This window comes from Streptomyces sp. CRN 30 (assembly GCF_034105845.1).
This window is the reverse complement of record NZ_JAVRHI010000530.1, coordinates 1-14,857: the sequence shown is the minus strand read 5'-3', so window position 1 is coordinate 14,857 and position 14,857 is coordinate 1. Positions and strand designations below refer to the sequence as shown.

General features: G+C 72.3%; 14 protein-coding genes. 7 read left to right on the top strand and 7 right to left on the bottom strand.

Annotated features, from left to right (window positions below; all coding sequences use genetic code 11):
- Positions 1-136 precede the first annotated feature (136 nt).
- Both argH and UW392_RS61955 read right to left on the bottom strand, forming a co-directional pair.
- Complete coding sequence (gene argH / locus UW392_RS61960; protein WP_320784322.1) at positions 137-1,570, bottom strand: argininosuccinate lyase; 1,434 nt, start codon at positions 1,568-1,570, stop codon at positions 137-139.
- A gap of 168 nt (positions 1,571-1,738) precedes the next feature.
- On the bottom strand, positions 1,739-2,932 hold the full coding sequence (locus UW392_RS61955) for an argininosuccinate synthase (RefSeq protein WP_320784321.1): 1,194 nt from the start codon (positions 2,930-2,932) through the stop codon (positions 1,739-1,741).
- 208 nt (positions 2,933-3,140) lie between these two features.
- Here UW392_RS61955 and UW392_RS61950 point away from each other — a divergent pair, with 208 nt between their 5' ends.
- The 6 genes from UW392_RS61950 (at position 3,141) to UW392_RS61925 (ending at position 8,582) form a co-directional block, all read left to right on the top strand.
- Complete coding sequence (locus UW392_RS61950; protein ID WP_320784320.1) at positions 3,141-4,043, top strand: hypothetical protein; 903 nt, start codon at positions 3,141-3,143, stop codon at positions 4,041-4,043.
- Positions 4,044-4,182: 139 nt separating this feature from the next.
- Positions 4,183-4,770 carry a pyridoxamine 5'-phosphate oxidase family protein gene (locus UW392_RS61945; RefSeq protein ID WP_320784319.1) on the top strand — a complete coding sequence of 196 codons (588 nt, stop codon included), beginning with the start codon at positions 4,183-4,185 and terminating at the stop codon, positions 4,768-4,770.
- A gap of 3 nt (positions 4,771-4,773) precedes the next feature.
- Positions 4,774-5,493 (top strand): L,D-transpeptidase family protein, encoded by a 720-nt coding sequence (locus UW392_RS61940; protein WP_320784318.1) that lies wholly within the window; start codon positions 4,774-4,776, stop codon positions 5,491-5,493.
- Between the two features lie 87 nt (positions 5,494-5,580).
- Positions 5,581-6,963, top strand: coding sequence for a ferredoxin reductase family protein (locus tag UW392_RS61935; protein ID WP_320784317.1), 1,383 nt, complete (start codon positions 5,581-5,583; stop codon positions 6,961-6,963).
- Between the two features lie 58 nt (positions 6,964-7,021).
- Complete coding sequence (locus tag UW392_RS61930; protein ID WP_320784316.1) at positions 7,022-7,795, top strand: FMN-binding protein; 774 nt, start codon at positions 7,022-7,024, stop codon at positions 7,793-7,795.
- A 49-nt stretch (positions 7,796-7,844) separates the two neighbouring features.
- Positions 7,845-8,582: an FAD:protein FMN transferase gene (locus tag UW392_RS61925; protein ID WP_320784323.1), complete on the top strand. Its 738-nt coding sequence runs from the start codon at positions 7,845-7,847 to the stop codon at positions 8,580-8,582.
- 23 nt (positions 8,583-8,605) lie between these two features.
- Here UW392_RS61925 and UW392_RS61920 read toward each other — a convergent pair whose 3' ends face one another.
- The 5 genes from UW392_RS61920 to argC are packed head-to-tail and all read right to left on the bottom strand — an operon-like array spanning position 8,606 to position 13,490.
- Positions 8,606-9,148, bottom strand: a complete 543-nt coding sequence (locus UW392_RS61920) for an arginine repressor (protein WP_320784315.1) — start codon at positions 9,146-9,148, stop codon at positions 8,606-8,608.
- Positions 9,149-9,155: 7 nt separating this feature from the next.
- Complete coding sequence (locus tag UW392_RS61915; protein ID WP_320784314.1) at positions 9,156-10,364, bottom strand: acetylornithine transaminase; 1,209 nt, start codon at positions 10,362-10,364, stop codon at positions 9,156-9,158.
- Positions 10,361-11,317 (bottom strand): acetylglutamate kinase, encoded by a 957-nt coding sequence (argB, locus tag UW392_RS61910; RefSeq protein WP_320784313.1) that lies wholly within the window; start codon positions 11,315-11,317, stop codon positions 10,361-10,363. Before argB ends, UW392_RS61915 begins: the two co-directional genes overlap by 4 nt.
- Entirely contained in the window at positions 11,314-12,465 is a 1,152-nt protein-coding gene (argJ, locus tag UW392_RS61905; RefSeq protein WP_320784312.1) for a bifunctional glutamate N-acetyltransferase/amino-acid acetyltransferase ArgJ, read from the bottom strand. Before argJ ends, argB begins: the two co-directional genes overlap by 4 nt.
- Positions 12,462-13,490, bottom strand: a complete 1,029-nt coding sequence (gene argC / locus UW392_RS61900) for an N-acetyl-gamma-glutamyl-phosphate reductase (RefSeq protein ID WP_320784311.1) — start codon at positions 13,488-13,490, stop codon at positions 12,462-12,464. The genes argJ and argC overlap by 4 nt, the downstream gene beginning before the upstream one ends.
- Positions 13,491-13,838: 348 nt before the next feature.
- On the opposite strand from argC, the gene UW392_RS61895 reads away from it, so the two are divergent.
- On the top strand, positions 13,839-14,857 hold a 1,019-nt coding region (locus tag UW392_RS61895), incomplete at its 3' end, for a serine/threonine-protein kinase (RefSeq protein WP_320784310.1).

The following is a 14,857-nucleotide window of genomic DNA, read 5'->3' as shown; positions in this document are numbered from 1 at the left end:
GCGGTGACAGCCTGTGGAGCGCAGGTAAGACCGGGACTCGTCCCGGCGCCGCGCAGCGAAGCAGGAACCCACCCGACACCGCAGCCTTCAACGGCGCGGTAGGCGGGAATCGCCGTCCTTCAGGGCGGCGAGGATGTCAATTCGCGCCCTTGGCCGTCGCCCACGCGTGCTGCGCCGCCACGTCCGCCTTCACCTCGGCGAGCTGGACGGCGACCGCCTCCGGTGCCGTGCCGCCGCGGCCGTTGCGGGAGGCCAGGGCGCCGGGGACGTCGAGCACCGAGCGCACCTCGGGGGTCAGGTGCTCGGAGATCTTCGCGAACTGTTCGTCGGAGAGCTCGTCCAGCTCCTTGCCCTCGGCCTCGGCGACCTTGACGCACTCGCCCGCGACCTCGTGCGCGACGCGGAACGGCACGCCCTGCCGGACCAGCCACTCGGCGATGTCGGTGGCGAGCGAGAACCCGGCCGGGGCCAGCTCCTCCATGCGCTCGCGGTGGACGGTGAGGGTGGCCATCATGCCGGTGAAGGCGGGGAGCAGGACCTCCAGCTGGTCGATGGAGTCGAAGACCGGCTCCTTGTCCTCCTGAAGGTCGCGGTTGTACGCGAGCGGGAGCGCCTTGAGGGTCGCCATCAGACCGGTCAGGTTGCCGATGAGCCGGCCGGACTTGCCGCGCGCCAGCTCCGCGATGTCCGGGTTCTTCTTCTGCGGCATGATCGAGGAGCCGGTGGAGAAGGCGTCGTGGAGGGTGACGAAGGAGAACTCCTTCGTGTTCCAGATGATGATCTCCTCGGCGATCCGGGAGACGTTCACGCCGATCATCGCGGTGATGAACGCGAACTCCGCGACGAAGTCCCGGGAGGCCGTGCCGTCGATGGAGTTGGCCGAGCTGCCGTGCTCGAAGCCGAGGTCCTGCGCGACCGCCTCCGGGTCCAGGCCGAGGGAGGACCCGGCCAGGGCGCCCGAGCCGTACGGGGAGACCGCCGTCCGCTCGTCCCACTGGCGCAGCCGCTCGGCGTCCCGGGACAGCGCCTGGACGTGGGCGAGCACGTGGTGCGCGAAGAGCACCGGCTGGGCGTGCTGGAGGTGGGTGCGGCCCGGCATGGCGACGTCCGGGTGGGCCTCGGCGAGCCCGACCAGCGCGTCCTGGAGGTCGGCGATCAGCCCGCCGACGATCCGGGCGTGGTCGCGCAGGTACATCCGGAAGAGGGTGGCGACCTGGTCGTTGCGGGAGCGGCCGGCGCGCAGCTTGCCGCCGAGGTCGGGGCCGAGGCGCTCCAGCAGCCCCCGTTCCAGGGCGGTGTGCACGTCCTCGTCGGCGATGGTGCCCGTGAAGGACCCGTCGGCGACGTCCGCCTCCAGCCGGTCGAGCCCGGCGACCATCCGGGTCAGCTCGTCCTCGGTGAGCAGCCCCGCCTTGTGCAGCACGCGCGCGTGGGCACGCGATCCGGCGATGTCGTAGGGCGCGAGCCGCCAGTCGAAGTGGACGGACGCGGACAGCTTCGCCAGGGCCTCGGCGGGGCCGTCGGCGAAACGGCCGCCCCAGAGCCGTACGTCACCGCTGTTGCTGCTCACTGCTGTGCTCCTCGGTGGAGGTGGAGGTGGTCGGGAGGTCGCGAGGTCGGGAGTCGATGTGCGACCGCCTCCCCGCCCGGGAGCGTCCGGGAACGGGGAGGCGGCTGTCAGGCTATTGCGTCTGCGTCTGCGTCTGCGTGGGGACCGGTGCGGTCGCGCGCCGTGCGGTCAGGCCAGGTCGCGCTTGGCGGCGATCTTCGCCGAGAGGCTGTAGATGTCGATGAAGCCCTTGGCCGCGGCCTGGTCGAAGGAGTCACCGGTGTCGTAGGTGGCGAGGTTGAAGTCGTACAGCGAGGTCTCGGAGCGGCGACCGGTGACGACGGCGCGGCCGCCGTGCAGGGTGAGCCGGACGTCGCCGTTGACCTGCTGGCTGGCCTCGTCGATGAAGCCGTCCAGGGCGCGCTTGAGCGGGGAGAACCACAGGCCGTCGTAGACCAGCTCGCCCCAGCGCTGCTCGACCTGGCGCTTGTAGCGGGCCAGCTCGCGCTCGACGGTGACGTTCTCCAGCTCCTGGTGGGCGGTGATCAGGGCGATGGCGCCCGGAGCCTCGTACACCTCACGGGACTTGATGCCGACGAGACGGTCCTCGACCATGTCGATCCGGCCGATGCCCTGGGCGCCGGCGCGCTCGTTGAGCTGCTGGACGGCCTGGAGCACGGTGACGGGCTTGCCGTCGATCGCGACCGGGACGCCCGCCTTGAAGGTGATGACGACCTCGTCGGCCTCGCGGGGCTCCGCCGGGTTCGAGGTGTACTCGTAGATGTCCTCGATCGGCGCGTTCCAGATGTCCTCCAGGAAGCCCGTCTCGATCGCGCGCCCGAAGACGTTCTGGTCGATGGAGTACGGGGACTTCTTGGTGGTGGCGATCGGCAGGCCCTTGGCCTCGCAGAACGCGATCGCCTTGTCGCGGGTCATCGCGTAGTCGCGGACCGGGGCGATGCACTTGAGGTCGGGGGCGAGGGCGACGATGCCGGCCTCGAAGCGGACCTGGTCGTTGCCCTTGCCGGTGCAGCCGTGGGCGACCGTGGAGGCGCCGTGCTTCTGGGCGGCGGCGACGAGGTGCTTGACGATCGTCGGCCGGGAGAGCGCGGAGACCAGCGGGTAGCGGTCCATGTAGAGGGCGTTGGCCTTGATCGCGGGGAGGCAGTACTCCTCGGCGAACTCGTCCTTCGCGTCCGCGACCTCGGCCTCGACGGCACCGCAGGCGAGCGCGCGCTTGCGGATGACGTCCAGGTCCTCGCCGCCCTGGCCGACGTCCACGGCAACGGCGATGACCTCGGCGCCCGTCTCCTCGGCGATCCAGCCGATGGCGACGGAGGTGTCCAGGCCGCCCGAGTAGGCGAGTACGACGCGCTCGGTCACGGGTTTCTCCTCACAGTGCATTCGCTGACATGCATGAGTATGCAGAAGTCTGCATGGTTCGTCAATTCGGCTCCATCACCGTCGTCGGAACACTCCGCCCGCGATCGACTGAACGACGGAACGCGCTTGCCCGTATCTGTCTCCGAGCGCAGGCGCCGCGCATCGCCACCCCCGACCGAGTGACTGAGTGACTGAGTGAGGCATCCACATGTCCAGGGCACTTCCGAAGTACCACAAGCGCCGCATCGCGATGATCGGCGGCGCCGCCGCGGTGGTCCTGTCCGGGGCGGTGATCGCCCAGTCCGCCCTGGCCGGGGAGACCTCCCGCTCCTCCGGCGACGGCGGCAGCGGCCGGTCCGCCTCGACGAACGCGTCGCCCTCCACCATCACCTGCCCGGAGGCCGCGCCGAGCCTGCCCGCGATCCCCGCGTCCGCGCAGGCCGAGGTCGACCGCAACCTCACCCTCCTCGACACCCAGATCCAGGAGGCGAACCAGCGGCTGGTCGACACGGCGGGCCAGGGCGGGCCCAACTTCGTCCAGAACGCCATCCTCGGCCCGCTCGAGGACAAGCGCGTCGCGACGCTGAACCGCATCGAGACCGCCATCGGCCGCGCCGCCGCGAAGCCCGAGGGCCTGGAGGCGCTCGCGCCGTGCGCCCTGAGCACGGACGGGGGCGGGGACGCCGGAGCCGGCGAGGAGACCGGGGCCGGTGGAGACGCCGGGGCCGGTGAGGACGCGGGCGCCGGTGCCGGTGCCGGTGACGAAGCGGGCGCCGGGAACGAGGCGGGAGCGGACGCCGGTGCCGGAGCCGGAGCCGAAGGGGCCATCTCCTGCCCCGACGTGGCGTCGCAGCTGCCCGCGGTCCCGGCCTCCGCTCAGGCGGAGGTCGACCGCAACCTCGCCCAGCTCGACACCCAGATCCAGGAGGCGAACCAGCGGCTGGTCGACACGGCGGGCCAGGGCGGGCCCAACTTCGTCCAGAACGCCATCCTCGGCCCGCTGGCCGACAAGCGGAACGCCGCGATCGAGCGCATCGCGATCTCCATCGGCCGTACCGCCGAGAAGCCGCAGGACCTGAACGCCCTGGCCACCTGCGCCCTGAACCAGTGACGCACCCCGTGGCCGCCCCGCCCCACGGCACCGCCGGGGCGGCCACGGGACCGGTCCGCGTCCCCGCCACACCGCCGCACCCCACCGATCACGGCACACCCTTAGACAACCGAAAGGTTAGCGTCGATAATTATTCGACATGGGAAAGACCTATGAGCGCATAGACGGCCGCCTGCGTACGTTCATCGAGGCCCAGCCCCTCTTCTTCACCGCGACCGCCCCCCTCTCCGGCGACGGCACGGTGAACCTCTCCCCCAAGGGCCTGAAGGGCTCCTTCGCCGTCCTCGACGAACTGACCGTGGCCTACCTGGACTTCGCCGGCAGCAACGCCGAGACCGTCGCCCATCTGCGGGAGAACGGCCGCATCACCCTGATGTGGTGCGCCTTCCAGGGCCCGCCCAACATCGTCCGCCTGCACGGCAGGGGCGAGCCGGTCCTCCGTGACGACCCGCGCTTCAAGGAACTGCTCACCCATTTCCCCGACATCGACCCGGCCCCGCACGGTCTGCGCGCCGTCATCCTCGTACGGGCCGAACTGATCCGCGACTCCTGTGGCTACGCGGTGCCGTACATGACGTACGACGAGGACCGCGACCTGCACGGCCGGCGCTTCGCGCGCGAGGACGACGCCTCGCTCGACGCCTACTTCCGGTCGAAACCACACATAGGAACCAGCCTGGACGGGCTGCCCGGGCTGCCTCTGCCGCTGCCGCCCTCTACCGTCTGAGGCATGCGCCTCGGTGTCCGTCGCAGCAAGCGTGCCGGTGTCGTCGCCCTGCTCGCCGTCGTCCCCCTCCTCCTCGGGGCCGCGCCCGCCGACGGCCCGCCGCTGCCCACCCGCATGGCCGACACCGGCGGCGGCACCCAGCTCATCACCGCGGAGGCCGCCCGCGCCTCGTCGACGACGGGCCGCCTCACCTGGTGGGACCGGCGCGGCGGACGCTGGACGAAGGCCGGGTCGGCCCCCGCGCGCTTCGGTGCGGGCGGGCTCGCCGAGGGGCGCTCCCGCGAGCAGGGCACGAACACGACGCCCACCGGCCTGTACGACCTGCCGTACGCGTTCGGCATCGAGAAGGCACCGCCCGGCACGGACGTCCGGTACCGCCCCGTCCGCCGGAACTCCTGGTGGTGCCAGGACAACGCCTCCCGCTCCTACAACCGCTGGACCGAGCCCCGCCCCGCCGACTGCCGTGCCGCGGAGTCCGAGCACCTGATCACCTACGGCACGCAGTACGCGTACGCCTACGTCATCGGCTTCAACTACGACGAGCCGGTGCGCGGGCGCGGGGCCGGCATCTTCCTGCACGTCGACGGGCGCGGGGCGACCGCCGGGTGCGTGTCCGTGCCCCGGGGCGCCATGCGGCGCATCCTCGCCTGGGCCGATCCGGGGCGGGCGCCGCACATCGCGATCGGCACCAGGAGCGGGGCGACGGCGATCACGCGGTACTGAGGTCCCCCACCAACTGCCCCACCAGCTGAACATTCCGCGGTCGCGGCACGTACCTCAGGGCCAAGGGACTTCGCCCACGGAGGAACCGTGACCACCACGATCGCAGGCGGCCGTGCCGCGCGGCGCCAGACGATGCGCCGTATCCGCCCCCGCCGCTCCCCCGCCGTGCCGCTGCTGCTCGCCGTCTGGGCGGGGGCGGCCGGGGTGCTGTGGCTGTGGTGGAGCAACACGCCGGCCATCGCGGACACGACGGGCCGGGTGCTCGCCGCGGGCCGGATCACGGGGCTGCTCGCGGGCTACCTGATGGCGCTGGTGGTGCTGCAGATGGCGCGGGTGCCCGCGCTGGAACGCCGGGTCGGCTCGGACCGGGTGGCGCGCTGGCACGCGATGAGCGGGCGGTACACGCTCTGCCTGGTCGTCGCCCACGTCGTCCTGATCATGTACGGGTACGCGCTGCAGGCGGGGCTCGGCGCCGGCGACCTCGTGCGGCAGACCGTGGACTCGGTGAGCCGGCTGCCGGACATGGGCAAGGCCGCGATCGGCACGGGCGTGCTGGTGTTCATCGGGCTGATCTCGATCGGTCCGGTGCGGCGGCGGATCCCGTACGACCTCTGGTACCACGTGCACCTGCTGACGTATGCGGCGACCTTCCTGACGTTCTGGCACCAGCTGTCCACGGGCAACGAGTTCGTGGTCGAGCCGGTCGCGAGGACGGCCTGGTACGCGCTGTACGGGTCGGTGACCGCGCTGGTGGTCTGGTACCGGATCATCACCCCGGTCCGGCTGAACCTGCGGCACCGGCTGCGGGTCGAGGCGGTCGTCGAGGAGACGCCCGGCATCGTGTCCGTGCTGATGAGCGGGCGCAGGCTGCACCGGATGGGCGCGGAGGCCGGGCACTTCTTCCGCTGGCGGTTCCTCGCGCCCGGCATGCGGTTCAGCTCGCACCCGTACTCGCTGTCGGCGGCGCCCCGCCCCACCATGCTGCGCATCACGGTGAAGGCGATCGGCGACCACAGCTCGGCGCTGCGCGACCTGGAGCCCGGCACCCGGGTGTGGGCCGAGGGCCCGTACGGGGCGCTGACCGCGGGCAGGCGGAGCCGGGGCAAGGTGCTGCTGGTGGCGGGCGGGGTGGGCATCACGCCGATGCGCGCGCTGTTCGAGACGCTGCCCGGCGCGGCCGGCGACCTGACGCTGCTGTACCGGGCCAACAGCACCCAGGACCTCGCCCTGTGGGACGAGCTGGCGGCCATCGCCGACGAGCGCGGGGCCCGGCTGATGTACGCGGTGAACAGCCCGGACGGGGAGCGTCCGGACATCTCGCCGGAGACGCTGCGCCGCAAGATCCCGGACATCGAGGTCCACGACGTGTTCCTGTGCGGGCCGCCCGGGTTCGCCCAGCAGGTGTACGAGGCACTGCGCGGCGCGGGCGTACCGACCCGCCGCATCCACCACGAGTCGTTCGAGATGTGAGCGACGGCAGCCATCCGAGGACGGGGCCGGAGCCAGGAGATCAGGAGCTTGAGGACCGATGAAGAAGAGCCATCCCTTCCGGCGCGTCGTGCTGGCCGGTGCCGCGACGGTGTCCGGCATCGTGCTGCTGCTGTCGCTGAAGCCGGCCTCCGACCCCGCGGGGGCGGCACAGGCCGCACCGCAGCAGCCGGCGGGCGTACCGTCGGCCCAGGGCGGGGCGGGCGCGGCGGCCGGTCCGCAGACCCTGACGGGCGAGGTGACGCAGACCGAGTACGGCCCCGTCCAGGTGCGCGTCACCGTCGACGGCAGCGGCAGGATCACCCGGGCCGAGGCCGTCCAGGCACCCAGCGGCGGCCGCAGCACCCAGGTCAGCGACACCGCCGTACCCCGGCTCAACCGGAGCACCATGAGCGCGGGGAGCGCGGACATCGACACCGTGTCCGGCGCGACCTACACCAGCGAGGGCTACAAGAAGTCCCTGCAGTCCGCCCTCGACCGGGCCGGCGGCGCCCAGGAAGGCGCGCAGGCCCCCGCCGCACCCGACGGCGGCGGTGAGAGCCAGACCCTCCAGGGCGAGGCCGTGCAGACCGAGTACGGCCCCGTCCAGGTGCGCGTCACCGTCGACGGCAGCGGCAGGATCACCCGGGCCGAGGCCGTCCAGGCACCCAGCGGCGGCCGCAGCACCCAGGTCAGCGACACCGCCGTACCCCGGCTCAACCAGAACGCCGTCACCGCGGGGAGTGCTGACATCGATGCCGTCTCCGGTGCGACCTACACCAGCGAGGGATACCGGAAGTCGCTCCAGTCGGCCCTGGACGGCGCCGGTGGCTGAGCCCGCCGGGACGCCCGCGCCGCCCCGGGTGTGTCATGTCGAGGAGGTGATGGGCACGGTCTTCTCCTTCGACGTCCGGGGCGGCGGTACGGAGGCGGTGCGGACCGCGCTCGACGAGGCCGTGGCCTCGCTGCACGCCGTGGACGCCGTGTTCAGCACCTACCGCGAGGACAGTCAGGTCTCCCGGCTCGCCCGCGGCGAGCTGACCGTCGGGGAGTGCGATCCGCAGGTCGCGGAGGTGCTGGAGCTGTGCGCCGAGGCGCAGCGGCTGAGCGGGGGCTGGTTCAGCGCCACCTACGAGGGTTCCCTCGACCCGACCGGCATCGTGAAGGGCTGGGCCACCGAGCGGGCCATGCTGCGGCTGGCCGCGGCGGGCGCGAGCGGGGTGAGTGTGAACGGCGGCGGCGACGTGCAGCTGTACGGGGTGCCGGGGCCGGAGCGGCCCTGGCGGGTCGGGGTGTCCGACCCGCTGCGGCCGGGCGCGCTGGCCGCCGTGGTCTCCGCCGCCGGCACCGAACGGCTGTCGGTGGCGACGTCCGGCACCGCCGAGCGCGGCGCGCACGTCGTCGACCCGCGCACGGGGAGGTCCGCGGTCACCGACCTGGTCGCCGTGACCGTCGTGGCACCGCGGCTGACCTGGGCGGACGCCTGGGCGACGGCCGCGTTCGCGATGGGCTCGCGGCAGGCGCTGCGCTGGCTGGAGTCACTGCCGGAGACGGAGGCGCTGCTCATCACGGGAGGCAACGAGGTCCGCTGCACCGGCGGGCTCGCCGACCGCCTCGGCTGAGCCCCGCCGGACCCGTACGACCGTCAGGTGCCGTTCTGCGCCAGCCGCAGCAGGTGGTCCGCCAGCGCCTGCCCGCCGTCCGGCGCGCGGCTGATCAGCAGCAGCGTGTCGTCGCCCGCGATGGTGCCGAGGATGTCGTGCAGTTCGGCCTGGTCGATGGCGGAGGCGAGGAACTGCGCGGCACCCGGCGGGGTACGCAGGACCACGAGGTTGGCGGAGGCCTCGGCGGAGATCAGCAGCTCCTGGGAGAGCCGGCGCATCCGCTCCTCCTTCGCCGACCCGCCGAGCGGTGCGCGCGGGGTGCGGAAACCGCCCTCGCTCGGCACCGCGTAGATGAGGTCGCCGTCGGTGTTGCGGATCTTCACCGCGTTCAGCTCGTCCAGGTCCCGGGAGAGCGTCGCCTGGGTGACGCTCAGCCCGTCGTCGGCGAGGAGCTTCGCCAACTGGCTCTGCGAGCGCACCGGCTGCCGGTTGAGGATGTCCACGATCCGGCGGTGGCGTGCGGTGCGGGTCTGCGGCACGGCGGCTCCCGCCTGCCCGTGGTCGTGGTCCTGCGCCTGACTCATCGTCGTCTCATTCTCCGGATCGTCCGTCCCCACGGCTGGCGTCGAGGATGCCGGGGAGCGCCCGGAGGAAGGCGTCCACCTCTGCGTCGCCGATGGTCAGCGGCGGCATGAGCCGTACGACATCGGGGGCGGGCGCGTTCACCAGGATTCCGGCGTCCTGAGCCGCCTGCTGCGCGCGGGGCGCGAGCGGCTCGGTGAGCACGATACCCAGCAGGAGGCCCGCACCGCGGACGTGGCCGACCAGCGGGTGGCCGAGTGACTCGATCCCGTCGCGGAGGCGCTCGCTCTGCCGCTTCACATCGTCCAGCAGTCCTTCGGCCTGGATCGTGTCGAGGACGGCGAGGCCGGCGGCGCACGCGACGGGGTTCCCGCCGAAGGTGGTGCCGTGGTGGCCGGGTCCCATCAGCTCCGCGGCCCGTCCGAAGGCGACGGTCGCGCCGAGCGGCAGTCCGCCGCCGAGTCCCTTGGCGAGGGTGACGACATCCGGCAGGACGCCCTCGTGGGCCTGGTACTCGAACCAGTGGCCGGTGCGGCCGACGCCGGTCTGCACCTCGTCCAGGACGAGCAGCGAGCCGGTGGCCGCGGTGATGGCGCGGGCCGCCTTGAGGTAGCCGGGGGGCGGGACGACGACACCGTTCTCGCCCTGGACCGGCTCGATGATCACGAGGGCGGTCTCCTCGGTGACCGCGGCGGCCAGCGCCTGCGCGTCCCCGTACGGGACGTGGGTGACGTCGCCGGGCAGCGGCAGGAACGGCTCCTGCTTGCCGGGCTGGCCGGTGAGCGCCAGGGCGCCCATCGTCCGCCCGTGGAAGCCGCCCTGGGTGGCGACCATGTGCGTCCGCCCGGTCAGCCGGCCGATCTTGAAGGCGCCCTCGTTGGCCTCGGCGCCGGAGTTGCAGAAGAAGACCTTGCCGTCGCGGCCGAAGAGCCCCAGGAGCCGTTCGGCGAGCGCGACGGGCGGCTCGGCGACGAACAGGTTGGAGACGTGGCCGAGGGACGCGATCTGCCGGCTCACGGCCTCGACGACCGCCGGATGGGCGTGGCCGAGGGCGTTGACCGCGATGCCGCCGACGAGGTCGAGGTACTCGGTGCCGTCGGCGTCCCACACCTTGGTGCCCTCGCCCCGGACGAGGGGCAGCCGCGGGGTGCCGTAGTTGTTCATGAGCGCGCCCTGCCAGCGGGCGGTCAGCTCGGCGTTCGTCACGGTGTCGGTCATGCGGCGTTCCCCTCTTGCTCGTCGCCCGGCGCGTCGGGCACGACCATCGTGCCGATGCCCTCGTCGGTGAAGATCTCCAGCAGGATCGAGTGCTGGACCCGGCCGTCGATGACCCGGGCGGTGGTGACGCCGTTCTGCACGGCGTGCAGGCAGCCCTCCATCTTCGGCACCATGCCGGCGGACAGCTCCGGCAGCAGCTTCTCCAGCTCGGTGGCGGTGAGGCGGCTGATCACCTCGTCGGAGTGCGGCCAGTCCTCGTAGAGGCCCTCGACGTCCGTGAGGACCATCAGCGTTTCGGCACCCAGTGCCGCAGCGAGTGCCGCAGCCGCCGTATCAGCATTGACGTTGTAGACATGCCCCAGATCACCGTCGTCCTGACTGCGGGCGATGGAGGAGACGACCGGGATGCGGCCGTCGGCGAGCAGGGCCTCGATCGCGCCCGTGTCGATCGCGGTGATCTCGCCCACCCGCCCGATGTCGACGGACTCGCCGTCGATCTCGGGCGTGTGCTTGGTGGCGGTGATGGTGTGCGCGTCCTCGCCGGTCAGACCGACGGCGAACGGGCCGTGCTGGTTGAGCAGCCCGACCAGTTCGCGCTGCACCTGCCCGGCGAGGACCATCCGTACGACGTCCATGGCGTCCTCGGAGGTGACTCTGAGGCCCGCCTTGAACTCGCTGACGATGCCGTGCCGGTCGAGGGCTGCGCTGATCTGCGGCCCGCCGCCGTGCACGACGACGGGCTTGAGGCCGGCGTGCCGCAGGAAGACGACGTCCTGTGCGAAGGCGGCCTTCAGCTCCTCGTTCACCATGGCGTTCCCGCCGAACTTGATGACGACGGTCTTGCCGTGGTGGCGGGTGAGCCAGGGGAGGGCTTCGATGAGGATGCGGGCTTTGGGGAGGGCGGTGTGCTTACGCGTCGTTCCGGCCGTCGTGCCGGTCGTTCCGTCGCTCATGAGCTGTAGGCGCTGTTCTCGTGGACGTAGTCGGCGGTGAGGTCGTTGGTCCAGATGGTGGCGGTCTCGGACCCGGCGGCGAGGTCGGCGACGATGTGGACCTCGCGGTACCGCATGTCCACCAGCTCCCGGTCCTCGCCCACGGAGCCGTTCTTGCAGACCCAGACGCCGTTGATGGCGACGTTGAGCCGGTCCGGCTCGAAGGCGGCGGACGTCGTGCCGATCGCGGAGAGTACCCGGCCCCAGTTGGGGTCCTCGCCGTGGATGGCGCACTTGAGGAGGTTGTTGCGGGCGATGGAGCGGCCGACCTCGACGGCGTCCTCCTCGCTCGCGGCGCCCACCACCTCGACCTTGATGTCCTTGCTGGCGCCCTCGGCGTCCCGGATGAGCTGCTGCCCGAGGTCGTCGCAGACGGCGCGGACGGCCTCGGCGAACTCCGCGTACTCCGGGGTGACCCCGGACGAGCCCGAGGCGAGGAGCAGCACGGTGTCGTTGGTGGACATGCAGCCGTCGGAGTCGACGCGGTCGAAGGTGACCTTCGTCGCGTCGCGCAGCGCCTTGTCGAGCACCTCGCCGTCGAGGTCGGCGTCGGTGGTGAGGACCACGAGCATGGTGGCGAGGCCGGGGGCGAGCATGCCCGCACCCTTGGCCATGCCCCCGACGGTCCAGCCGCCCCTGGTGACCACCGACGTCTTGTGCACGGTGTCGGTCGTCTTGATCGCGATGGCGGCCTTCTCGCCGCCGTGCTCGGAGAGCTGGTCCGCGGCCGTCTCGACGCCGGGGAGCAGCTTGTCCATCGGCAGCAGCACACCGATGAGGCCGGTGGAGCACACGGCGACCTCGACGGCGCCCCGCCCCAGCACGTCGGCGACCTTCTCGGCGGTGGCGTGGGTGTCCTGGAAGCCCTGCGGACCCGTACAGGCGTTGGCGCCGCCGGAGTTGAGGACGACGGCGGAGACCTGGCCGCTCCTGAGGACCTGCTCGGACCACAGGACGGGCGCGGCCTTCACGCGGTTGGAGGTGAAGACGCCCGCGGCGGCGCGGCGGGGCCCGTTGTTGACCACGAGGGCCAGGTCGGGGTTGCCGTTCTCCTTGATCCCGGCGGCGATGCCCGCCGCCGTGAATCCCTTGGCTGCCGTGACGCTCACGGTGCGACTCCGATCGTGGAGAGCCCGGTGGTCTCGTCGAGACCCAGGGCCAGGTTCATGCTCTGGACGGCACCGCCGGCGGTGCCCTTGGTCAGGTTGTCGATGGCGCTGATCGCGATGATGCGGTGCGCGGCCTCGTCGTAGGCGACCTGCACCTGAACGGCGTTCGAACCCTGGACGGACGCGGTGGCGGGCCACTGTCCCTCGGGCAGCAGGTGCACGAAGGGCTCGTCCGCGAAGGCCTTCTCGTACGCGGCGCGCACGGCCTCGGCGGTGACGCCGGGCCGCGCCTTCGCGCTGCAGGTGGCGAGGATGCCGCGGGGCATCGGCGCGAGGGTCGGGGTGAAGGAGACGGTGACGGGCTCACCGGCGGCGGCGCCGAGGTTCTGGATGATCTCGGGCGTGTGCCGGTGGCCGCCGCCGACGCCGTACGGCGACATGGAGCCCATGACCTCGCTGCCGAGCAGGTGCGGCTTGGGTGCCTTGCCGGCGCCGGAGGTCCCGGACGCGGCGACGATCACGGCCTCGTTCTCCGCCAGGCCCGCCGCGTACGCGGGGAAGAGGGCCAGCGAGACGGCCGTCGGGTAGCAACCGGGCACCGCGATGCGCTTGGACCCCTCCAGCGCGGCGCGGGCACCCGGCAGTTCGGGGAGGCCGTAGGGCCAGGTCCCGGCGTGCGCGGAACCGTAGAACTTCTCCCAGGCGGCGGCGTCCTGGAGCCGGAAGTCGGCGCCCATGTCGACCACGAGCACGTCCGGGCCGAGCTGCTCGGCGACGGCGGCGGACTGCCCGTGCGGCAGGGCCAGGAAGACGACGTCGTGCCCGGCGAGCACCTCGGCCGTGGTCTCCTGGAGTACCCGGTCGGCCAGCGGCAGCAGGTGCGGCTGCAGCGCGCCGAGGCGCCGGCCGGCGTTGGAGTCGCCGGTCAGGGCGCCGATCTCGATCCCGGGGTGGGTGAGCAGCAGACGCAGCAGTTCCCCGCCCGCGTATCCGCTCGCTCCCGCCACCGCTGCTCGTACCGCCATGAAATCCTCCTCCTGGAAGGCATGACTATACGTATCGCTGCACTTTTATGCAATCGTGCACCGTTCGGTTCGGCGTACCCCCCGGGGCCGGCGCACGCCCCCATGATCGTATGAATCACGCGCACGCACGGTGCGCACGGGATGACACCCGGCGCCGTCGCCCGTACGCGCTCCCAACTGGGAGCCTCCCCACGGGCGTTGGAGAGCCGGCGCGGTATTGTTCGTGCTCGGGGCGGACCGAAGGAACCCACGTCGGCACACCGGAACCGTCAGCTGGAGCGACGGGTCCCGGACACGAGACCCGTCACCACGGACGCCTGAGTCTCGACTGCCTGGAGGGCGTGTTAGGTGTACCCGCTGCAGAATTCCGACCCGACGAACATGGGCCGCTACCGCTTGGTCGGCCGGCTCGGATCCGGCGGCATGGGGAGCGTCTACCTCGGCCGGACCCCCGGAGGGCGACCCGCCGCGGTCAAGGTCATCAACGCCCACCTCCAGGACGACCCCGCGGCGCTGCAGCGCTTCCGCCGCGAGGTGGAGACGCTGGGCACCGTCCGCAACGCGTTCACGGCGGCGCTGATCGACGCCGAGGTGGACACCCCGCCGTTCTGGATGGCGACCGAGTACGTGCCCGGGCCGACCCTGGCCGACGCGGTCGAGGCGTCGGGCCCCTTCCCCGTCGACCTGGGCCGTGCCGTGCTGGCCGCGCTGGCCGAAGGGCTCGCCGACGTCCACGTGCACGGGGTGCTGCACCGCGACATCAAGCCGCAGAACGTCATCCTGTCGGCCACCGGACCCCAGCTCATCGACTTCGGGATCGCCCGCAGCGACGAGATGGCGAACATCACGCAGGTGGGCACCGCCATCGGCACCCCCGGGTACATGGCCCCGGAGACCCTCACCCGGAGCGAGGCCGGACCGCCGTCCGACGTGTTCGCGCTCGGCGTCACCATGGCCTACTGCCTCACCGGCCGTCCCCCGTACGGCCACGGCTCCCTGGCGACCGTCTCGTACCGCACCGTGCACGAGGAGATGGACCTCGCCGGGGTCGACGCCGGGATGGCCGAGTTGATCGCGCTCTGCGGGCACAAGGACCCGGCGCGGCGTCCCGGACCGCAGCGCATCGTGGAGCTCTGCGACAGCGAGACCGACATCGTGAGCCATCCGGCCTACCAGCGGATCATCGCCATGGCGTCCACCCCGGACACCGCGGCCGCCCCGCCCACCGTGGTGGCCGCCCCGCCCACCGTGCCCGCTCCGCCGGTACCGGCGTCCTCCGGACCGGCCGCGCCCGTGTCGCCGGACGCGCCCACGGGCATCGGCGTCGCCACGCCCGCCCCGTCCGCCACCCCGTCCGCCGCCCCGGG